This is a genomic window from Leptolyngbya sp. CCY15150 (assembly GCF_016888135.1).
Lineage (GTDB): Bacteria > Cyanobacteriota > Cyanobacteriia > RECH01 > RECH01 > RECH01.
The window spans coordinates 78,916-99,934 of sequence record NZ_JACSWB010000175.1 but is presented as its reverse complement, the minus strand read 5'-3'; the positions used below and the strand labels follow the sequence as shown (position 1 = coordinate 99,934).

Annotated in this window: 17 protein-coding genes; 7 read left to right on the top strand and 10 right to left on the bottom strand. The window is 54.9% G+C overall.

Annotation, left to right across the window (positions count from 1 at the left end; translation table 11 throughout):
- Positions 1–28: 28 nt before the first annotated feature.
- Positions 29–1,414, top strand: a complete 1,386-nt coding sequence (locus tag JUJ53_RS13760) for a TIGR04283 family arsenosugar biosynthesis glycosyltransferase (RefSeq protein WP_343327954.1) — start codon at positions 29–31, stop codon at positions 1,412–1,414.
- Between the two features lie 26 nt (positions 1,415–1,440).
- Here the strand turns inward: JUJ53_RS13760 and JUJ53_RS13755 are convergent, their stop codons facing one another.
- On the bottom strand, positions 1,441–2,163 hold the full coding sequence (locus tag JUJ53_RS13755) for a 16S rRNA (uracil(1498)-N(3))-methyltransferase (protein WP_204152598.1): 723 nt from the start codon (positions 2,161–2,163) through the stop codon (positions 1,441–1,443).
- 6 nt (positions 2,164–2,169) lie between these two features.
- Positions 2,170–2,295, bottom strand: coding sequence for a hypothetical protein (locus tag JUJ53_RS25120; RefSeq protein ID WP_275415769.1), 126 nt, complete (start codon positions 2,293–2,295; stop codon positions 2,170–2,172).
- A 356-nt stretch (positions 2,296–2,651) separates the two neighbouring features.
- Between JUJ53_RS25120 and JUJ53_RS13750 the strand changes: the two genes are divergently transcribed.
- Positions 2,652–4,175 (top strand): DUF3370 domain-containing protein, encoded by a 1,524-nt coding sequence (locus JUJ53_RS13750; protein WP_204152596.1) that lies wholly within the window; start codon positions 2,652–2,654, stop codon positions 4,173–4,175.
- A 230-nt stretch (positions 4,176–4,405) separates the two neighbouring features.
- On the opposite strand, the gene JUJ53_RS13745 is transcribed toward JUJ53_RS13750, so the two are convergent.
- The 7 genes from JUJ53_RS13745 to JUJ53_RS13715 all read right to left on the bottom strand — a co-directional run bounded on the left by JUJ53_RS13745 (position 4,406) and on the right by JUJ53_RS13715 (position 13,035).
- Positions 4,406–5,053, bottom strand: coding sequence for a class I SAM-dependent methyltransferase (locus JUJ53_RS13745; RefSeq protein WP_204152595.1), 648 nt, complete (start codon positions 5,051–5,053; stop codon positions 4,406–4,408).
- 25 nt (positions 5,054–5,078) lie between these two features.
- Entirely contained in the window at positions 5,079–6,644 is a 1,566-nt protein-coding gene (gene kaiC / locus JUJ53_RS13740; RefSeq protein WP_204152618.1) for a circadian clock protein KaiC, read from the bottom strand.
- Positions 6,645–6,934: 290 nt separating this feature from the next.
- Positions 6,935–7,249, bottom strand: a complete 315-nt coding sequence (kaiB, locus tag JUJ53_RS13735) for a circadian clock protein KaiB (protein WP_204152594.1) — start codon at positions 7,247–7,249, stop codon at positions 6,935–6,937.
- A 152-nt stretch (positions 7,250–7,401) separates the two neighbouring features.
- Positions 7,402–8,307 (bottom strand): circadian clock protein KaiA, encoded by a 906-nt coding sequence (locus tag JUJ53_RS13730; RefSeq protein ID WP_239125043.1) that lies wholly within the window; start codon positions 8,305–8,307, stop codon positions 7,402–7,404.
- A 283-nt stretch (positions 8,308–8,590) separates the two neighbouring features.
- Positions 8,591–10,321 carry an ABC transporter ATP-binding protein gene (locus JUJ53_RS13725; RefSeq protein ID WP_204152593.1) on the bottom strand — a complete coding sequence of 577 codons (1,731 nt, stop codon included), beginning with the start codon at positions 10,319–10,321 and terminating at the stop codon, positions 8,591–8,593.
- Between the two features lie 33 nt (positions 10,322–10,354).
- Positions 10,355–12,133 carry a serine/threonine-protein kinase gene (locus JUJ53_RS13720; RefSeq protein ID WP_204152615.1) on the bottom strand — a complete coding sequence of 593 codons (1,779 nt, stop codon included), beginning with the start codon at positions 12,131–12,133 and terminating at the stop codon, positions 10,355–10,357.
- A 371-nt stretch (positions 12,134–12,504) separates the two neighbouring features.
- Entirely contained in the window at positions 12,505–13,035 is a 531-nt protein-coding gene (locus JUJ53_RS13715) for a GIY-YIG nuclease family protein (RefSeq protein ID WP_204152592.1), read from the bottom strand.
- A gap of 297 nt (positions 13,036–13,332) precedes the next feature.
- On the opposite strand from JUJ53_RS13715, the gene JUJ53_RS13710 reads away from it, so the two are divergent.
- Positions 13,333–14,475: a hemolysin family protein gene (locus JUJ53_RS13710; protein ID WP_204152614.1), complete on the top strand. Its 1,143-nt coding sequence runs from the start codon at positions 13,333–13,335 to the stop codon at positions 14,473–14,475.
- 77 nt (positions 14,476–14,552) lie between these two features.
- On the top strand, positions 14,553–15,284 hold the full coding sequence (locus JUJ53_RS13705) for a WecB/TagA/CpsF family glycosyltransferase (RefSeq protein WP_343327953.1): 732 nt from the start codon (positions 14,553–14,555) through the stop codon (positions 15,282–15,284).
- 129 nt (positions 15,285–15,413) lie between these two features.
- Here JUJ53_RS13705 and JUJ53_RS13700 read toward each other — a convergent pair whose 3' ends face one another.
- Positions 15,414–17,390 (bottom strand): adenylate/guanylate cyclase domain-containing protein, encoded by a 1,977-nt coding sequence (locus tag JUJ53_RS13700; RefSeq protein WP_204152590.1) that lies wholly within the window; start codon positions 17,388–17,390, stop codon positions 15,414–15,416.
- A 562-nt stretch (positions 17,391–17,952) separates the two neighbouring features.
- On the opposite strand from JUJ53_RS13700, the gene JUJ53_RS13695 reads away from it, so the two are divergent.
- From JUJ53_RS13695 to JUJ53_RS13685, 3 genes are all read left to right on the top strand, one after another.
- Complete coding sequence (locus tag JUJ53_RS13695; protein WP_204152589.1) at positions 17,953–19,539, top strand: rhomboid family intramembrane serine protease; 1,587 nt, start codon at positions 17,953–17,955, stop codon at positions 19,537–19,539.
- A 196-nt stretch (positions 19,540–19,735) separates the two neighbouring features.
- Positions 19,736–20,305, top strand: coding sequence for a pantetheine-phosphate adenylyltransferase (gene coaD, locus JUJ53_RS13690; protein WP_204152588.1), 570 nt, complete (start codon positions 19,736–19,738; stop codon positions 20,303–20,305).
- Complete coding sequence (locus tag JUJ53_RS13685) at positions 20,197–20,904, top strand: hypothetical protein (protein WP_204152587.1); 708 nt, start codon at positions 20,197–20,199, stop codon at positions 20,902–20,904. The genes coaD and JUJ53_RS13685 overlap by 109 nt, the downstream gene beginning before the upstream one ends.
- Positions 20,905–21,019: the final 115 nt, after the last annotated feature.

Sequence of the window (21,019 nt, the reverse complement as noted above, 5' to 3'; positions counted from 1 at the left end):
CCTTCCCTGATGTTTGAGGAGTATCTGCGTGAGTTTGCCTCCCCATTCGCAATTACCCCATCAATTACCCGATCTGCACCTGTCTCAGCACCTGATTGTCTTCACGCGCTACCCCGTGCCCGGTACGACGAAGACCCGCCTGATAACGGCTCTGGGGGCTGAGGCGGCGGCCGATCTGCAGCGGCAGATGACCGAGCATACCCTACGGCAGGTGGCTCGCTGGCAAACTCGTTATGGTGTTCCCTTACTCCACAGAACCGTTGATGTGCGCTTTAGCGGGGGCGATCGCTCTCAGATGGAAGCGTGGCTGGGAGCGAGCTGGCGGTATACCTCCCAGGGCGAGGGGGATTTGGGCGATCGCCTGCAGCGGGCTTTTGCCGATTCGTTTGCTGCGGGAGCCGATCAGGTGGTGGCCATGGGCATTGACTGTCCTCAGTTGACGGCCCAGCAGTTGGAGCAGGCTATGCAGGCCTTGGCGGATCACGATCTGGTGCTGGGCCCGGCAACCGATGGTGGCTACTACCTCTTGGGTTTACGGCGTCCTTGCCCGGAGGTCTTTCAGGAGATTGCCTGGAGTACCGACAAGGTTTTGCAGCAAACGTTGGCCATTGCCCAGGGGCAGAACCTGCGGGTGGCCACCCTCGCACCCCTGAGTGATATTGACTATCCCGAGGATTTGCCCACTTGGTATGCGGTGCGCGATCGCTCGGAGCCTGCTAAGACAAAGACGCTATCGGTGATTATCCCGGCCTTAAATGAGGCGGCAACGTTGCCATCTGTCCTGCAAGCGGTGCAGTCGGGGGACGTGGTGGAGGTGATTGTGGTGGATGGCGGCAGTCAGGATGACACCCTAGCGATCGCTCGCCAGCAGGGGGCCATTGCTCTGCAGTCTGACCCCGGTCGGGCGCGGCAAATGAATCAAGGAGCCCGTCTGGCTACGGGAGATGTGCTGCTCTTTCTCCACGCCGATACCCACTTGCCGCCGCAGTTTGACGCCGAAATCCGCCACATGCTCAGCGATCCTACCATTGCTGCGGGAGCCTTTACCTTGGCGATCGATGCACCGGGAGCGGCCCTGCGCTGGGTGGAGCGGGGGGTGCGTTGGCGATCGCGGCGGGGCTTGCCCTATGGTGATCAGGGACTGTTCCTGCGCGCCGAGACCTTCCAACAGGTGGGCGGTTTTCCCGATCTGCCGCTGCTGGAAGATGTGGCTCTGGTGCGCCGGCTGCGATTGCTGGGTCGAATCGCGATCGCTCCCCAATCTGTCCTCACCTCCGGGCGGCGCTGGCAACGGCTAGGCGTGGTGCGCACGACGGTGTTGAACCAGGTGATTGTGCTGGGGTACATGGCCGGTATCTCCCCCGATCGCCTGGCCCGCTGGTATCGAGGTCGTGGCCGATCTCAATCGAACTAGCGGTGCTGGGCTAAACGTTTTGGACTCTATAAACTCTCGTCCTCTAGCACCGCTGTGAGAATCGAGAGGGCCACCAGGGGAGCGGTGATTGCCCGCAAAATATGCCGCCCTAGGGACACCGGTTGGTAGCCGCAGGCGATCGCTTCCTGTACTTCTGCCTCGCTCCAGCCGCCTTCGGGGCCCACGGCGATCGCCACATCCTGTAGGTTCTTGCAATCCCGCTGAGCCACCGATAGTAAAGAAGGGCGATCGCCCCGTGCGGTGCAGATATAGCGATGGCTGGCTGTGGTTGCCCCTAGAGCCGCGATCGCCCCTTGGGGATCCATGACCATGGGAATGTGCTGCCGCTCCGACTGCTCCGCTGCTTCTTGGACAATCCGCTGCCAGCGATCGAGCTTTTGGGCGCTGGGTTTGAGCAGGGTGCGATCGCTCTGTACCGGCACAATCGTGGAGACGCCTAATTCCGTGGCTTGGCGCACAATGTCGTCCATCCCTTGCTTGGGCATGGCCATGATCAAAGTGATGGTGGCGCTAACGTCTGCGGCAGCGGGCAGAATCTCTAGCATGTTGGCCCGAAAGCCATCCTGGATTTCTGCTAGCCACCACTGGCTGCCGTCCATGGCAATGAAGCGATCGCCCACCTGGAGCCGCAGAACACGCTGCAGGTAGTGGCCTTGGGCATCGGTGAGCTGAATGTGATCGTCGAATTGTTGATTGGGGGCGATCGCCACCCGTTGAAGCTGTGCCACCCGACCCTACTCCCAAAATGGAACCATCCGGATGATGGCGCTGACGCTAAGAACAACAGAGAGTTCAGCAATCATTGCCTGATTCCAGGGAACACTGAGCCAAGAGGCAGCGATCGCGGTTGTGCTTGCCATAGGTTTTTCCAATATGTGGCTGAGAAGATTTCTGAACCTAGAAACATTTCTGTTACACAGGTTAATGGTATTGTGAAAAACGGCATATCTTTGGTGAAACCCAACCATCTGCAACCCAGGGATCAGGAGCAACTGTATAAGATCAGAGACTGCTCCAAGCCAGTGGAACGTCTTTCTGAGTCTTGTGTGGCTCATTGCTTTGCTCAAGTCCGCTCTATCATTCATGTCCCCGATCGATTTGCCCGCCGCGATTGACCCTTGGTTATCAGTCGTTTGCTAGGGTTAATGACCTGGCCAATAGTGAAGGGTTTGGTTCCTATACGTGCGCTTTGCGCTGATGTTTGATGACGTTGCCTATGCTGACAGTTTTACCATTTTTAGTCGCCGCACAACTCACCTCCCCAGCGCTTGTAGCTGAAGTATCAGCCGCCCGTCCGGCAGCCCAAGAGATTCTCCAGCCCCAACAAGAGATTCGTCCTCTGCCAGGGCAGCTAGATAGTACACCCGTGTTTAACAGCAATAGCCCTGAACTGGTGCAAACCGAGGGTATTTTGCTGTCTACCTTCCCCCCTGACAACATGCAGGTGGCCACGGCTCACCTCAACTATCCCCTCAGTGGACGCTTCGATATTTTTGCCCACCACATTGCTCGTGGGCTCACCCCTGATGATAATCGCACCTTGTTTCTGGGCATTTTGGTGCATAATCCAGAGTCCCAAGCGGTTACCCTCGATCTACTGCAGGCGGTTAGCTATCTGAGCCAAGATGCACCGTTTTATGACTTGCCGTCCTATGTGGCGAATCCCCTAGGGCGCACCTTTTCGGGCCCCGGTAGCCGCACTGCCAATGATATGCTGCGGGGCAGCCGTCAAGACCACTGGCAGCCGAGTGTGCGTATTCCAGCGGGGCAGACCTACCTATTGGCCAACCTACCGATTCCCCTGCGGCGACTGTCGGTGGCCACCAATGGCACCTTGCCTCCGGGGCAGGTGTTATTACCCCCTCGCCAGATTGAAACAGCAGCAAGCAACTCTACTCGGTCAGCATCAACCCAGGCCTCGGCATCGCCGCCGGTGCCGGCCGTGAGCCGTCCTTTGCCCACCAATGGGCGATCGCTGCAAATCCATGCCAGAACTGATGGCGATGTCTATGTGGCTAGCCTGGCCATGTATGCACCCTTGACGGCGGATGGCAATGAGCGAGTGCCAACCTTGGCGGAATGGCAGTTGCTGTTAACCCAGCGGGGGCTAGCTGGGCCGCGAGATCTGGCTCCGACACCTCCTGAGACCCAAAACTTTAGCCGATTTTTCTATGGACGGGTGTCTGGTATTGCTCAGGGCTCGGAATGGAAGGCAGACTTGTCCGATGATGTGGGTGGCAATACGCTGACAATTCCCGGCACGGGTCAGCGCCTATCCTATGTGATCAACACCGTTGATCACAACACCTTTGGGACGGGGCAAATTCAAAGTGGCGCAATGCTCGATCGCTATTCTGACACCGCCTATCGCTCCCATGGGAACTATGGCGTTAAGTATGACCTCAGCCTGCCCCTATATAACCCCACGTCTGAGACTCAAACGGTTGCGCTAGCACTGCAAACGCCGCTGCAAGATGAACAGGCCAATGGCTATCTACGGTTTCGGCAGCCCCCTGATGAGCAAATCTTCTTCCGGGGTACGGTTCGCTTAACCTACATTGACGATTTTGGGCTGCTGCAAACCCGCTACCTCCACCTTGTGCATCGACGGGGGCAAGCTGGAGAACCCTTGATCCAACTGCGGATGCCACCGGGCGATCGCCGCGCTGTGAACCTGGAATTTCTCTATCCTCCCGATGCTACGCCACCCCAAGTGTTGACGATTCACACCCTGGAGTGATGGTTGCTCTGGGAGCGATCGCTATTCCCTCAGCGATCGCTCTGATGGGCTCAAATTTTTCCTCATCCCCCAGATCCTTTGCTCACAAAGGGGTGAATCAATGTAGGGATACTTTCAAAGCCCCTCTACCGACCTGGGAGAGGGGTTGGGGGTGAGGGTCTGTAGCCACCAGTCAACCAAGCGATCGCTCCTCCTTGGGTGATCAAGTCTCTAGGGGGTCATCTATGGGATCAGCCTGCATCAGGCTTGCGGCCCCGCACCACCTGCAGGCTCCCGCCAGCATAGAGCTGTTGCCCAAGTGTGGTGGCATCCACTTCAAACCCTTGCTGCTTCAGCATCTCTGGCAGATCGAGGCGCAGCAACTGCCAGGCGGTTTCTGTTTCAAACACCCACAAAAAAGCTGCCAAGCCCGGCCAAAGTAGGGGATTGTGGGGGCGATGGAAGTCCACAAGGGTAAACACCCCGCCGGGCTTGAGGACTCGATAGACTTCGGCGATAATCTGCTGCAACGAGTCAAGCTGCATCTCGTGCAGGGCCACGCTGGTCTGCACAAGGTCAAACTGGTGCTCAGCAAAGGGCATGGCCTCGGCCCAAGCTTCCACAAAGGTGGCGTTGGGTACGTTGACTTGGGCTTGTTGAATCGAGCGCGGTGAGGCATCTAGCCCCACCACATGGGGCGATCGCTCCACCAGAAACCGAGTGGTCTGTCCGCAGCCACAGCACAGATCAAGGATATGAGTTGCTTCTGTGATCTCTAGCCCCTCTAGGGCGAGCTGGCGGAACCTGGCTTCGCCCCCCACTGTGAGCGCCGCTAAACGAGCGATCGCGTCATAAAACCACGGATAGCGATAGCTCCAATCCCGTAGAATAGTCGCCATTTAAGCGTTCCTCAGCCGATTGGGCTTACAAGTCGTCATCGGAGAGATCGGGCTGGAAGCCTTGGACAATCCGCGATAGTTCGCTCTTTTCGTCCACCGAAATCCGGCTAGGCGACCCGCTGATAATCCGCTCAAAGTTGCGGAACGAGTCTTTAATTTCCGGCCCTTGATCGGTGATGGTATATTCTCGAATGCCCTTATCGTGCCAAGATCCACGCATCTTGAAGACGTTAATGGCTCGGGCCATTTCACCGCGAATTTCCACGTATTGCAGCATCAAGATGGTGTCTGTAATGGTGGAAATATGGGAGTCAGTGATGGAATTGGAGCCCATAAACTGGTCGGTGGTATTGGTGAAGAAGCCGGTAATTTCTTCTTGCTTGGCAAAGCCCGTAACGCCGATCACAAACTGCCGAAACGCATTATTGCTAACCCCGCGCGCTAGGGCAGAAAGGGAGTCGATGGCTATCCGAGAGGGCTTAAATTCGGCAATTTCAGACTTGATGATCTGTAGGTGATCTTCTAGCCCCGTAGATTCGGGATAGGCGCAGAGAATCTTCAGCAGCCCTTTGCGCTCTAGTTCCTCAAAGTCTGTGCCCCAAGAGGAGGCATTGCGGGAAAGCTGGGCCCGCGATTCTTCGTAGGCAAACAGGAGAGCCCGTTCATTTTGGTTGCAGCCGTCCTGCAAAAATTTACTGACCAACAGGGTTTTGCCGGTTCCCGTTGCGCCGGTGGCCAAAATAATCGAGTCTTTGAAGAAGCCGCCGCCGCACATTTCGTCTAGGGTCTTCACGCCCGACGATACGCGGACATTGGACGATCGCTGCGTTAAGCGCATGGCTCCCAAGGGGAAAATGCTGATGCCTTGATTGGTAATGGTGAACGGATATTCTCCCTTCATGTGGGTGGTGCCCCGCAGCTTGAGAATTTCTGCCGTGCGGCGACGGCGTTCGCCTTCGAGGGCGTTGCGCAAAATCACCACGTTGTCGGACACAAACTCTTCTACCCCAAAGCGAGCGATCGGGCCATATTCCTCAATCCGCTCTGTGGTCATGATGGTGGTGGCTCCCACCTGCTTCAGCCTGGCTACGAGGCGGAAAATTTCCCGACGAACCACGGAGGCGGCGTCATATTGTTGGAAAACCGCTGTCATGGAGTCAATCGACACCCGCTTGGCTTTATATTTACGGATGGCGTACTGGATGCGTTCAATCAGGGCGGAGAGGTCAAAATTACCGACAATATCCTGCCCTTCTGGATCGGGAGATGCGTCTAAAATAAACAGCTTTCCTTCATCCACAAAGTGCTGTAGATCCCAACCAAAACTAGCGGCATTTTTAATGATGTCGGCTGGCGATTCTTCGAAGGTGACAAAGACTCCAGGTTCATCGAAATAGATCATGCCGTTGTACAAAAACTGAACGGCAAACAGCGTTTTTCCGGTACCGGATGTACCACTGACCAGAGTTGTACGACCGACGGGGAGACCATCATGACTGATGTCATCAAACCCTTCGATCATGGTATGGATTTTTTGAACACTGGCTAGCTTTCTGGAGCTGCTTTTAGGTGGGACTGGATTGTCTGCCATATCTGCCATAGTGTTATGAAAATATAAAAAATTGGTTTTTGAGTCAGGGCATGGGTATGCCGGGAAGCTAGGTAGAAAAGCATATCCAGCCGTCGATGGGGGACGCGATCGCCCTGTCTAAGATCGCTCTAGGATAGGCCCCTAATGTCCCCGTTTCATGATGCTTGGTGGATAGCCCCTGGTGTACGGAAGGATCCACTCTAAGGCGTGCGTTGATCGAGCCCAACGGCCAGGCCATTGTAGGACTGAGGCTGTTGGACTAGTTGAACGCGCCGTAGAGCAGAATAGCATCAGTAATTTGCTTCGTCGTCCCGTAGTTCTTCATACAACAAATCCAAACCAATTAAAACTTTTTCTCGATCCGATAAATCGCCAATGATTTTTCGAACCGGCGGGGGCAAAATTTTAGCCAAGGTTGGGGTCGCCAGAATCTTGTCCTCTTCCGCTAACTGAGGGTTTTTAAGGACATCAATAACCTTGAGGGCATAAACACCCTGAAACTCCTTTTCCAGGATATTATTGAGGGTTCTCAACGCCCGAATGGAGTTGGGCGTGTTGCCTGCAACATAGAGTTTAAGAACGTAGGTCTTTCTTAGGGGATTCATGGAACCTTAGGGGATTCATGGAAGGAACTCAACGAGGCTGCCATGCTTGTGGCTAGCTGCAAGCATGACCCTGTGTTGAGGCTAGACGTTGGACATCATTGAATCAGCTATCAGAAGCCAAGCACGACTGATGGAGGAATTCATGGAGGAATTCAGGAATCTCGTGGAATGGAGCGACGATACATTTCACACAGATGGGCGATCGCATCAATCAAAGTCAATCGATAATCTAGCAGGATTTCTTCACTACGACCCTCTAATTTAAGATGCTTGGCAAAATCATCCATCAACTTCATGTGAATTTCGACAATCTGGGATACCGAAACATCAGCAAAGAAAGCCATGTTCACGAAGTTATCAATTTTCTCGTTGAGATCCTTCATCTCTGGTGAAAAATACACCAGAATGATCTTTCGATAATCGTCCTTAAGCTGACGTAAGAAATCTTTTCGCTGCGGTGGCGGAAGATTACGCAGAAAGTTCTTTGGATTTCGCTTATAGTACACCCCCAAGTATCCCAGACGCTCCTTTAACTTTTCTGCTAACCGCCGCTGTTGGGGCATCAGCACCATCGGATGGTCTGCAATCAGATAATCATCATCTGTCCCATTGTCTCCCTGTCCCTGCTGCCCTGGAGACAGCTTTAGGAATTTACCGATGGCTTGATCGATAAAATGCTCTAGCTGCCCTAGCTGCGTCAAGGTGATGCGCAGAGCTGCCTGGTGGTAGGGGTATTCGCGGGATGGCTTGCCCTCTAACGATGCTACAGCTCTAGCCACCGCTGCTTCTGGATTGGTCTCATAGCTCCCCACTTCTAGGATGATGATGGGCAGGAGGATGGAGCGCTTTTGCAGCATGATCAGCAACTGCTTAAGCTCAGGATGATCTTCAAGGATCAAGCAGTCAATGCCGTAGCGTTGCTGGTCGAGAAAATCCACGAACTGATCGTCTGCCTCAAACTGAGTCAGGCTGTGGGGGGTTCCTCTAAGAGATTGCAGCAGGGCTTCTGCCAAGGTGCCGGTCTTGAGGAGGGTGCAAATCGAGAGCTTTGAGTGCAAGACGTCTCTAACCGAAGAGCGCAACAGGGACGAGGGTAAACCGTCAGTCAACAGTTTAAGTTTTTTTTAGATTCATGTGCCAACTACACGATGCTTAATATTCTTAAGTTTTGTAAACCCCTGCGCCGCAAAAAAAATCCCGGCGACAAGCGTACCGGGGATGTCATGACTAACTACAATTGCTTGGATGCATGGTAGCAAGTTCATCTTGAGCGATTTGTAACCTATCTAGCAAGTCATGCAACATTATGGGCTGCGCTGGGATTCTCGTCGGCTGGGGTGGCTAGGAGGGGCTGAACTGCTGGGCATAAAAGCGGGCATAGCGATCGCCCTGTTCGAGCAGAGCCGTATGGCTGCCCGATTCCACCACCTGACCCTGTTCAATCACCAAGATGCGATCGGCGCGGCGTACGGTGGCTAGGCGGTGGGCAATGATAAACACGGTGCGGCCCTGCATCAGGCGCTCCAGCGCTTCTTGCACCAGCGCTTCTGATTCAGAATCGAGGGCGGAGGTGGCTTCATCGAGGATGAGAATGCGCGGATCAAGCAGGACAGCGCGGGCAATGGCAATCCGCTGCCGCTGACCACCGGAGAGATTAATGCCCCGTTCACCCACCCAGGTTTGATAGCCATCGGGAAACTGGCGGATGAATTGATCGGCGTTGGCGATCTGGGCGGCGGCTTCCACGGCCTCTAGGGACACTTGGGTTTGTCCGAAGGCGATATTTTGGGCGATGGTGCCGGAAAAGAGGACGGTTTCTTGGGGGACGATGCCAATTTGGCGGCGTAGACTGCGCAGGGTGACGCTTTGGATATCGATGCCATCAATCAAGATTTGACCCGATTGGGGATCGTAGAACCGGGGCAGCAGGTTCATCAACGTGGTTTTGCCGGCTCCTGAGGCTCCCACAAGGGCGATCGCTTCCCCAGGTTTCACCTCTAGGCTCAGGTCTTGCAGGATGGGCTGGTCGGGCTTGTAGCCAAAGGTAATGTGACGATACTCGACCCTGCCGTTGACCACGGGCAACACCTTGGCAGTGGGCAGTTCCACCACCTGGGGCTGGATGGCGAACAGTTCAAAGATGCGATCGACGGAGGCTTCCCCTTGCTTGAACTCGTTGTAGTTGCTGGTGGTGATTGAAATCGGGTCGATCAACAGCGCTACGGCGGCAATATAGCTAACAAACTCGGCTCCGGTGAGATTGTTGGTGGAAATTTGCCAGCCGCCCAGCAAAAACAGCAGTAGGACGCTCATGGCTTCGAGAAATCCCACCACGGGAAACTGAATCGCCTTGAGGCGCTCGGCGGAAAACTTGGCCCGGCGGTTGCGCTCGGCTTCTTGGGCGAAGCGATGGATTTCGTAGTCTTCGGCGGAAAAGGCCTGAATCAGCCGAATGCCTGAAAAGACCTCGGTGAGCAGGGCGGAGAGATCGGATACGCGGCTTTGGCTGCGGCGGGAAACGATCAGCAACTGTTGCCCAAAGCCGCCGATCAGGACGGCCATCAGGGGAGCGATGATAAAGCTAGCCAGGGTGAGCTGCCAGTTGAGATACACCATGTAGCCCAGCACCACCACCAGTTGCAAGATGCAGGGAATGAACTGGTGAAAAACTTTGTTGATCACTTCCCCAATGCGATCGATATCCTCCGTCAGCCGATAGCTGAGGTCGCCGGTTTGGGAGGTCTCAAAGTAGCTGAGGCTGAGGCTTTGGAGATGGGTGAAGATCTTTTTGCGCAGATCAAAGGCGATCGCCAGTGCCGCTTTGGCCATCAGAGCATCTTGCCCAAACTGCACCAAGCCCCGCACCAAAAACACGATCGCACTCACGGCTGCTAGGTGAGCGATCGCCCCTACCTCACCCTGCCCAATGAGATTGGCAATTTCCCCCGCCAGCCAGGCCAACAGCGGCCAAAACACCGTAAACGCCAAGGTACAGGCTAGGGCTTGGGCGATCGTGCTGCCGTGGGGGCGCAGGTAGGGCAGGAGTTTTCGGTAGTTGGAAGGAGGTTTCAATCCGGCATCCACAAATCAGTATCGTGATTCAGCTTACTGGATAGAAAAGCCCTTTTGGATCGTTTCGCTGTCATTGCTGCTGTCTGGGAGTAGGATCTCAAAGTTGACTTGATAGTCACCGGTGGGCCAGGTGCCGCTTTCAGGAGCCGGTAGGCGTGTCCAGACGTAGTCAATCGCCTCGTCGTCTTTCACCACGGAAATAGTATCGATGTCGGTGGCCTCGCCGGCCTCGCCGCCCAGATATCGCCATGTGATGATGATTTGGGTGTCTATGGGCACGTCTAAATCGGCGCTGATCAAAATAGATGGCGTCTTGGTCGGAATCTGGGAGCGATCGCCATCACAGACAGTTTCTGGTTCGGGTATCGCACAGACTTGCAGGTTGGTTAATCCTGCTGCTTCGGTGACGCTGGGCGGCGGTGTTGGCTCTGTGGGCGGGACGGGTGGATCGGGGAGGGTGGGCTCAACCGGCGTTGCTTCGTCCGTCACCGCGCTGTCTGTATCGGGCAGTTGGGACCCAATGACTGCCAGGAGGATGATCAAGCCCACCATGCCGCTCCATGTAGCGATGCCGCCAATGGCCCAAGCCCGTTGGTTGGCCTTAAACGCTTCAACACTTTTCCAGCCTCGGCTCTTCCAGGCCCATTCGTTGCCCTTGGCTCCCAACAAACCGCCAACAACTAGCCAACTGAGCCCTACGGTAAACCAGGATGTCCAAGCCAGCAGCCCCCACCACACCTGGTTGTTGAAACACCAGATGCCGGGGAGGAGAAACGCGCCCCAGTTCCAGCCAGGCACCTCCGGCGGCAGGGGTTTATCCTTGCCCACGGCCATGCTATCGATCGCCTCTGGCGCTTCCGAGACCAGATCTCTGGCGGGGGGCGATGGCCTCGACGAAGGGATGACCGTGGGCGGCACCTCTGATGCAGATGTTCCGGGGAGGCGATCGCGGATCTCGCCAGCTTGGACGGCGGTGGCCGGGTCGCTGCTGCTACCTTCCAAGGCGTCTAGCATCTCGGCTGCTGTGGCATAGCGATCGCGTGGGTTATATTGAATCGATCGATTGAGGCTATCAATGAGTGTCTGACTCACGCCCGGCGCATCATGCTGCCACACCACATCTCCCGTGCGGGGATCAAGATCGAGATCCTGGGGTGGCTTGCCCGTGAGCAGGTAGATCATGGTCAACCCCAGGCTGTAGAGATCGCTGGAGTAGATAGCGCGCCCCGCTGCCTGCTCGGAGGGCATGAAGCCTGGCGTACCGATGACGATAGAACTGGTGGCCTCGCCTTCCGAGTTGACCACCGTGCCCATGGTTTCGCGCACGGCCCCAAAGTCGATCAGCACCGGTTTTTGATCCTGCGATCGCAAAATAATGTTGTCGGGTTTAATATCGCGGTGAATAATTTGGCGACTGTGGACATAGTCCAACACCGACAGGAGACTCATGAGAATGCTGCGAACTTGGGCTTCCGGCAGTCGTCCCTGCAGTTTCACCTTTTGGCTTAAGGTCATCCCTTCGATCCATTCTTGGATCAGGTAAAACCGGTCATCTTCATTGAAATAGGCATAGAGCTGGGGAATTTGCCCGTTGACATTGCCCAAGCTTTCCAGAATGGCCGCCTCTCGATGGAAACGTTCTTGCACCAGCCGATAAATGTCTGGGTTGTTCTCAATCGGCTTCAGTTGCTTAATGACACATTTCCGCCGAGACGGCATCTGGATATCTTCGGCGAGCAGCGTGGTGCCAAACCCTCCAGCTCCGAGGGTTTCTAGGACTTGGTAGCGATTACTCAGCAGCGTTGACGACATAGGACTTCCGGTGTGGCTCAAGGGTTTCAGCAAAACAGGGCGATCGCCCACGGACTGCGGGACTGGTCAACCGATGGCAAATGTCCACCCTTCAATCCTGCTCAAAGCCTAGCACTGCCTACCCCCTTCACGATCATGAGATGGTCGCGTTTTAGTAGGTTGAGGTGGGTTGGTGCAGTGGGATCACGCTAGGACATACGTTCTAGGACGTTCATTCGGCACTAAGTTGGGGGCAATTCACGATAGCGATCCACTACATAGCGATCTCCTACGTTGAGATCTAGGTGAAATCTATCGTGATCTACCGATCGCTTCGTCGGGATTTAGCAATCTCAGCGATCGCCTTGAGATCTGTTTGAGATCTATGAGATCTATTTGAGATCTAACAGTCCCTCTTCCTTCAATTTCGGATTAAACCGCAGGGAGGCAGTGACTCCACGCTCAGCCAGTTGGGCCAGAACCTCTTGCTCGACCCGTCTGGCCACTTGTTTGAGCAACCGAGGGCGATCGCCCCCATCACCTTTAGCCAGAGCCTGCTGCTCCTCCGGCGTCATCTGGGCTGCCGCATCAATGGGCTGAGTCCAGCGATCGCTGGCGGTATGGGCGGGGCTGTTGGGAACTTCAGCCAGCCAGGCCTGGCGAATGTCTTCCAGAATGGAGCGACTTGGGCGATCGATACACTGCACCTTCACCCAGTAGCACTGCTGGGGCTGGCGCACTATATGCTGCACCAGGCTTAGGGCTACATTGCGGGAGTAGCCGACAAACTGTAGGGTGCGATCGGCGTCAAAAATGGCATAGACGCCAATTTGATCCGCAAGAGTATAGGACAACTCTCCGGCATCGGTGAGGTATGGGATAAAGTCAAGATCCGCAAGGCGAATCGGTTGAGTCTCGGACATGGGTACCAACCTACGTACATCACGGGGCTACACTCAGAGGCGATCGCCACCTTGGTCATTGTCTCCGAAGTCTTCCCCCGGCACCTTGAACCTTAAGATGTGTACACAACCTGCAATTTCTTGGCTCGATTGGTCAAGATGAAAAGACTTCTAGCCCGATGCTCCCAAGGACGGGATCTTCAGGGCTAGTGTAGCGACGCCTAACCCTGCGTTAGGCTATGCTGTGAATCTCGAAATTGGTTGATGTTGTCCACTCCATACTATTCACTAGTGTCCATTGAGGCGATCGCCCCTTCCATGGTTTCCCATACTCCCGTGCTGCTAGCTGTCACCCCGCTATTAGGAGAGGTGTGGCTCGATATCTTGGTGTTGGTCATTATGCTGGTGCTATCGGGTTTTTTCTCAGGGTCAGAGACGGCGATCACCGCGCTGGATAATCTGAAGCTGCGGGCTCTGATTAAGGATCAGGGCGATCGCAACGGCATGTTCACCTTGGTGTTGGAAAATCGAGCCCGGTTTATCACCACCTTGCTGGTGGGCAATAACCTGGTCAATAACTTTACGGCGATTCTCACCAGCAACCTGTTTGCCATCTGGTTGGGCAGTGCCTCGGTGGGCGTGGCCACGGCAGTCGCCACGTTGCTTCTCCTCGTCTTTGGTGAAATTACGCCCAAGTCCTTGGCCATCAACAACGTTTTGCCCTACTTTAAGGCGGCTGTTCGCCCCATTTATCTGCTGTCTAAACTGCTGAGCTTGTTTGGGATCACCTATTTTCTAGAAGCGATCGCTCAATATATGATTCGCCTCGTCCAGGGCACAGCGGTGCAGTCGGGAGAATCGGTGCGCGATCTGCAGTTGATGATCGAGGTGCTGGGCGGCAAAGGGCAGTTGGATTTGGATAAACACCAACTGCTGAATAAGGCCCTGATGCTCGATCGCCTCAAGGCCCATGATGTGGTGAAGCCCCGCATTGATATGCGCACCATCTCCCATGAGGCTAGCCTGCAAGACTTGGTGAACCTGTGCTTGGAAACCGGATTTTCGCGAATTCCAGTTCAGGAAGAATCCAAGGATCAGATTGTCGGCATCGTTCACCTGAAGCGCGCTCTGCAAGAGCTGCAGTCCCTCAAGCAACAGCAGCAACAGGATGGCCCAGTGATGCTAGCCACCGAACCGCCGGTCTATGTGCCAGAACTCAAGCGGGTGGCCGATTTGCTCAAGGAAATGCTGCAGCAGCGCCTTCACTTAGCGATCGTGGTGGATGAATATGGCGGCACCGTGGGGCTGATTACCCTCGAAGATATTTTGGAGGAACTGGTGGGCGAAATCTACGACGAAAGCGATTACCCCACCCGAGTGATTCTTGATCGCCGCCGCCAGCCCGAGAGCGGCCGTCCCTCCGTGCTGCGAAAATTCTCTCGATCTCCCCGTCAGCGCTAGTTGCAATCTCGTCCACTGCGCCCTAAGTTTAGGGTGGTAATGAATCAATCCTCCCTATGCTGGATGTGTCTGACCCTGTGATCCCGCAACCTTTTACGATTTTTGATCTGCCGCTCCATTTGCTTGATAATTACACCGATTGGCTGATAGCTCAAATCCAGCAGCAGCAAGGGGTACATGTGGTCACCCTCAATGCTGAGATGTCGATGCAGGCTGATACCAATCCTGATCTCGCTAACGTGATTCAGCAGGCAGAACTGGTGATTCCTGATGGAGCTGGCGTGGTGCTCTACCTACGGCTGCGGGGCAAGCGAGTGCAGCGCTGTCCTGGTATTGAATTAGCTGAATCCCTCATTCGGCGATCGCCCGCTGTTGAGGGAGAAGGTAAGGCCGCCTCTCTATTCTTTTACGGTGGTTCACCGGGGGTGGCGCAACAGGCCGCCGATCAATGGCAAAGCCAACTGCCCTCCTTGGCGATCGCTGGAGTGCAGCATGGCTACCTGAGTGCTGATGAATATCAGGACTTGTGTGCAACCCTGGCAGCGAAGCAACCGGCGATTATTTTGGTAGGACTGGGCGTGCCTCGGCAGGAATTTTGGATCCATGAGCATCGCCATCTCTGCCCCCAGTCCATCTGGATCGGCGTGGGCGGTAGTTTTGACATCTGGGCGGGAACGAAAACCCGTGCTCCCCAGTGGCTGCGCGACAATCACCTGGAATGGACTTATCGGCTCTATCAAGAACCTTGGCGCTGGCGGCGCATGTTGGCCTTACCAAAATTTGCCTGGCGAGCCCTGTGGCATGGCTAGACTTGGGAGGCTACACCCGCCCAGGATCACGCCCAAAACTAGGCTGGCTGAGCGAAGCCGTTTGTCCTGAGGACACTACGCCACCGTGAAATGTCTCCCGAAGGGAGAAAGCCAAACCCATCCAGACATCTATTTTTCTAGAAGCTGCTCCAGCATATCGGGCGATCGCCGTCCGATCAGCCAATAGGTGGGCATTTGACCAATACCCTTGATAAAAATTTCCCCCCGACTTTCAAAGACATATTGATGCTTGATGAACTCGTAGGTTTTGGGCGTGACTTGGATGCGACCCGGTTCGCCCCGAGACTCCATGCGAGACGCCACGTTGACGGTATCGCCCCATAGGTCATAGCTAAATTTCTTGGTGCCGATCACCCCTGCCACCACAGGGCCAGTGTTCATGCCAATCCGCAGTTGGAAGGGATCGCCATCCGGGGTCTTAAACTGACGGATGGCCTCCTGCATATCGAGGGCCAATTCAGCGATCGCTCCGGCATGGTCGGGGCGGGGACTGGGCATACCGGAAACTGCCATATACTCATCCCCCACGGTTTTCACCTTTTCCAGTCCGTATTTTTCCACAAGACTGTCGAAGGTCGAAAAAATTTGGTTGAGCAAATCCACCAACTCTTGCGGGGAAATGCGGCTGGCCAACTGCGTGAAATTAACTAGGTCGGCAAATAAAACAGTTACATCTGTAAAACTATCGGCGATCGTGCGGGGGCTACGCTTCAATCGTTCGGCAATGCGCTGAGGCAAAATATTCAGCAGCAAGCGTTCACTCCGCAGCCGCTGCACCCGCAGTTCTCGCTCAGCCTCTTTGCGATCGGTCACGTTGGTAATCATGCCTTCGTAGTAGCGCAGCACCCCTTCCGTATCGCGCACGGCCCAGATATTTTCGGATACCCAAATCACGGAGCGATCGCGGCGATAAACCTGGGACTCGAAATCTGGCACCGAGTCGTAGCGCTGCATATAGGCAGATAGTTCAGCCTGGCGCTTGGGTTGAACGTAAAGCTGTTCGGGCGAGATGACCGACTCCATAAAGTCTTCCGGCGAGTCGTAGCCCAAAATCTGGGCGAAGGCAGGATTGACGCCTAGATAGTGGCGATTGGGTGCTAGTTGATAAATCCCTTCAATGGAATGTTCAAAAATGCTGCGGTATCGTTCTTCTACCTGGCGCAGGGCCGACTCGGCCTCCAGCCGTTCAGACAGAATGATATCGCAAACATCAATGCGCTCTTGAAGCTGTTGATTACGGAGCTCCAGCTCATGGTTGGTGGACTCTAGCTGGGCCACCATGGTTTTGATCGGGGTGATGTCACGGAAGGTGAGGGAAAAGCCGTCACCGAGTTTCGTAGCCACAAGCTGGAACCAAGCCGGGTGCCCTTGGCGATGGTGGCAAAATTCTCGATCGAGCGATCGCCCGGTTTCCACAACTTCTACAAACCAGTCGAAGAGCTCATGGGTATTGACGTTGGGAAGTTCGTCCAGGGCTGATTGTCCAATCAAGGCGTCTCGGGATTTACCGACCCAAGACGCGGCAACTGGGTTGGCCACCACCCACTGAAAATCAATGATATCGCCCTGATCGTCTCGCACGGCCTGAAAGGCCGCGACGCCATCAATGGAGCTATTCAGCACGCTAGACAGCATGGCCCGCGACTGGCGCAGGATTTCTACGGTTTGTTGATGGTGGTTAATTTCGTCTTGCAGTCGCAGTCGCTGCTGCTGGAGCGTTATCTGGAGCGCTAGGCGAGCCACCACCTCTTCAGTTTGAAAGGGTTTGGTGATATAGTCTGCCCCACCGACCTGGAAGGCTTTCACCTTATCTGTAGCGTCATCTAGAGCGCTGAGAAAAATGATCGGGATAGATTGTGTGCTCACAGATGCTTTGAGGTGTTGACACACCTCATACCCCGACATATCTGGCATGGTGATGTCCAGCAAGATGACATCCGGTAGGGCTGCCTCAACCGCTGCGATCGCCAAAGCTCCGTTCAGAGCCTTCCGAACCTTGTAACCCTGCTGGCTTAGAATATTGGAGAGTAACCGTAGGTTATCCGGTTGGTCATCCACAATGAGGATGTCAGGCTTGTCAGTCATAGGGCGGTTACCATCTCGCGCAAAGGAACTATGACTTGAGTCACCTTCCTGCAGACCATCAGTATAGGGTTGTCCGGCATGGCAGGGTATGTGCGGCACGACAAGATCAGTAGGAAAAAAAGCAGATCGCATGAACGCTGCACCGACAATTGAGGGTCAACATCAATGAGTACTACCCAGGACGATCAACCAGACCTGCCTGCCAGGATGGAAAGATACCTGGTTGTGGTGGTTCCCTCTATTATGGATAGTCGTAGTACGGATAGTCATCGTACAGGTAGTCGTAGGTCAATCCTTGGAAGACTATCGAAGACTATTCAGAATGACCGTGCAATAGACTAGAGGGGGGCGATCGCGAGAATCCTGGTTCGATGATGGTAGAGACAATGGGTCACAATTAGGAAATGCGATCGCCATCATTCTACGAGATTCTACGAACCGTACAGATTCGCTCAGGATATCTCGCGAAATTATTTACGTAGGCATAGCTGTTAGGGGCTTGCTGTCTTAACTGTAAGGGGCATCGTTGGCAGTAAGCACGGATCGTTGATGTTTTTGAGCTATGACTCCAACCCATATCGTAACCTGGACAGTTTGTCTTTCCCTCCTTTCCTTGCTCCTGCGCTCGGTGTGGCTTTCCCAAGGGCGCGATCGCGGTTGGATCGCGGTATGTGTGGGCATTCTGTTGGCCATTGTGGCGACGTATAGGCTGGCTCCAGCCTGGGTGGGCTGGGTGGCTGGCGGTTTATGGTTGATATGGGTTGCCATTCCCCTTGTGGGCATGAAACAGGTGATGACCTGGGTGGCCCAAGAGCGGTTTCAGACGGCTCGTCCCTTAGCCCATCTTTTAGGCTGGCTTCATCCAGCAGACGGCTGGCCTGATGTGGCCTCCGTTCTCCATGCCCTGACCCTAGCTCAGCGGGGACAGGAGGAAGAAGCGGCAACGCTCATTCGCCAGCATTCTGCCTCGCGCCATGCCCTGGCCTCCATCGCCCCTGCCTTGCTCTATAGCAGTCATAGCCGCTGGCAGCGGTTACGCCAGTGGCTGTCCCAAATTCCGACGGCAGCTCTGCATCAAAGTCCTTGGCTCATGCTCTACAGCTTGCGATCCCAAGGTGAAACCCAGGATGTGCTCACCTTGGTGAATGAGTTTGAGCGGCTGCAGCCCTGCTTAGAGCGCTATGGTAGTCCATCTCAGATTAACCACGCCCGGCTCTTGGTTTTGGCGTTTACAGGACAGGTTGAGGCTGTGCAGGCTCTTTTTCAACGCGGGCTGGTGCAGGATTCAGCCAACGGGCAAGCCTTTTGGCGGGCCACGGCTCAGTTTGCTGCTGGCCATGATGCGATCGCCCAAGACACCCTCAAAGCGATCGCCTCCCCGTCTCCGGCCTTGGCCCATGCCGTTTGCTGGCGCTTGGCCCATCCGCCTGCCATTGGGTTGCCGGTCGCTGCCGCCAATTCCGCGCTGCTGCAGCAGATGATGCTTGATCTACAGCATGAGCATGATTATGGTCTGCGCCTCACCCCTGCCCATCGGGCTAGTCCCATGACCGCTATGTTGATTGCCCTGAATCTGCTGGCCTTTGGCCTAGAAATCTGGGCGGGGGGTAGCCAGAACCTAAGTGTGCTCTATCGCCTAGGAGCCCTGGTGCCTCAAGATGTGATGGCAGGAGCTTGGTGGCGGCTGCTGAGCGCCATGTTTCTCCACTATGGCTGGATGCATCTAGCGATGAATATGCTGGGGCTGATGATTCTTGGCGCGTTTGTAGAAGCTCGGCTGGGCCTCTGGCGTTATGGCATAGCCTATGTGCTGACGGGAGCTGGCTCCATGGGCTGTGTCACTCTGGTGGCTTGGTTAAACGATACGCCACCTCAAATTGCCGTAGGGGCATCGGGGGCGATCATGGGCCTGATTGGCATGATCGCTGCCATGCTGCTCTACGGCTGGCATTATGAAAAGTCTCGCTTGGCCGGCAAGCGCCTGCGCTTGGTTCTAGCGGTGATTGGCCTACAGGTTGCCTTTGATCTCAGTACGCCGGGTATTAGCGTGATAGGACATTTTTCGGGCTTGGTGCTGGGCTTTTGCCTGGGGCTCATCTTAGGGCGATCGCCCCAGGTGCAGGCTCCTCCAACGCCCTATGTGCCCTAGAAGGCAATCTGGGGAACCCTCGAAACGGGATTAAAATGCCTTGATGGATCGTCTTGCCTGTCGTGGGCATGAGGGGGGCGATCGCTGCCTGATGATCTATTTTTTTGTCTTCGAAGCAAAATAAGCCTGAGCGGAGAGTGGCCCTGTCCGATATAATCACCCTAACTGCTCTGATTCATCAGGGATCCACTGAATCGTGATTGCAATTTACCCAGGCAGCTTTGACCCCATCACCCTCGGGCACCTCGACATTATCGAGCGCGGATGTCAGCTTTTCGAGCGCGTGATTGTGGTGGTCTTAAAAAACCCAAGCAAAACCCCGCTATTCAGTGTTCAGATGCGATTAGAGCAAATCCGTCGTGCTACCCGACATCTCAATAATGTCGAAGTAGATAGTTTTGATGGATTAACGGTCACATATGCCAGAATGCGAAGTGCTGGGGTGCTGCTTCGAGGCCTACGGGTTCTTTCGGATTTTGAAAAAGAACTGCAGATGGCTCATACCAACAAAACCCTCTCTGATGAGATTGAGACGGTTTTTCTCGCAACCTCGAATGAGTATAGTTTCTTAAGCAGTAGCCTTGTGAAAGAAATTGCTCGCTTCGAGGGGCCGATTGATCATCTTGTCCCTCAAACTGTTGCTCTGGATATTCGCAGATGTTACGACAAGACTCCGAATTCGTCAGCACGGATCGCCATGCCTCCAACCCAGCAGGCGGACACGCCCTCAATGGAGGCGGCCCCGTCGCCCCCCCCGCACGGATAGGAAATGTGGATATTCAGCAAGAGCTCAACAAGCTAGAAGACATGCTGCTTGATAGTCCACGGCTGCCCCTGAGCCGCTGGACGCTGGTGGATGAAGAGCAGCTTCTCGATCAGTTAGATTTACTGCGCATCCACTTGCCGTCCGCATTTCAAGACGCAAAAGATATCATTCGTAACAAGGAAGAGATTCTCCTAGAGGCAGAGAACTACGCCCAAGACATCGTCGAGGCGGCGGAGCGACGGGCAGCGGAGATTCTCGATGAAATGGGCTTGATTCGCCAAGCTGAAATGGAAGCTCGGCAAATTCGCCAGCAGATTCAGCAGGAATGCGACGTCATCCATGAACAAACCATGCAGGAAGTGGAGCAGTTGCGTCGCCAAATTCAACAGGAAGTGGAAGAGATGCGCGTGATGGCGATCGCTGAATGTGAGGAGATTCAGCGCGGAGCCGATGACTATGCCGATCGCGTCTTGCGGGATATGGAGCAACAAATGGCCGACATGATCCGCGTCATTCGCAATGGACGGCAGCAGCTCCAGCTTGATCCACCCTCTGGCCATCCACCCCATAGTGCAGGGGAAGGGCGATCGCACCGTTAGAGGGTGCTTGGCAGCGCTCAACAGCTCTAGATCATCGCTACGCACGGTGTCTCAGCACCAGAAGATCTCCTAGCGAAAAAAAGGACGCTGCTCCGAGGAGGTCAGCGCCCTTGCT

Excerpts from the sequence above, each read along its gene's own strand:
- JUJ53_RS25120 (WP_275415769.1), bottom strand. The coding sequence starts at position 2,295 with ATGGCAAGCACAACCGCGATCGCTGCCTCTTGGCTCAGTGTTCCCTGG.
- JUJ53_RS13750 (WP_204152596.1), top strand. The coding sequence starts at position 2,652 with ATGCTGACAGTTTTACCATTTTTAGTCGCCGCACAACTCACCTCCCCA.
- JUJ53_RS13745 (WP_204152595.1), bottom strand. The coding sequence starts at position 5,053 with ATGGCGACTATTCTACGGGATTGGAGCTATCGCTATCCGTGGTTTTAT.
- kaiC (WP_204152618.1), bottom strand. The coding sequence starts at position 6,644 with ATGGCAGACAATCCAGTCCCACCTAAAAGCAGCTCCAGAAAGCTAGCC.
- kaiB (WP_204152594.1), bottom strand. The coding sequence starts at position 7,249 with ATGAATCCCCTAAGAAAGACCTACGTTCTTAAACTCTATGTTGCAGGC.
- JUJ53_RS13720 (WP_204152615.1), bottom strand. The coding sequence starts at position 12,133 with ATGTCGTCAACGCTGCTGAGTAATCGCTACCAAGTCCTAGAAACCCTC.
- JUJ53_RS13715 (WP_204152592.1), bottom strand. The coding sequence starts at position 13,035 with ATGTCCGAGACTCAACCGATTCGCCTTGCGGATCTTGACTTTATCCCA.
- JUJ53_RS13710 (WP_204152614.1), top strand. The coding sequence starts at position 13,333 with ATGGTTTCCCATACTCCCGTGCTGCTAGCTGTCACCCCGCTATTAGGA.
- JUJ53_RS13700 (WP_204152590.1), bottom strand. The coding sequence starts at position 17,390 with ATGACTGACAAGCCTGACATCCTCATTGTGGATGACCAACCGGATAAC.
- JUJ53_RS13695 (WP_204152589.1), top strand. The coding sequence starts at position 17,953 with ATGACTCCAACCCATATCGTAACCTGGACAGTTTGTCTTTCCCTCCTT.
- JUJ53_RS13685 (WP_204152587.1), top strand. The coding sequence starts at position 20,197 with ATGTTACGACAAGACTCCGAATTCGTCAGCACGGATCGCCATGCCTCC.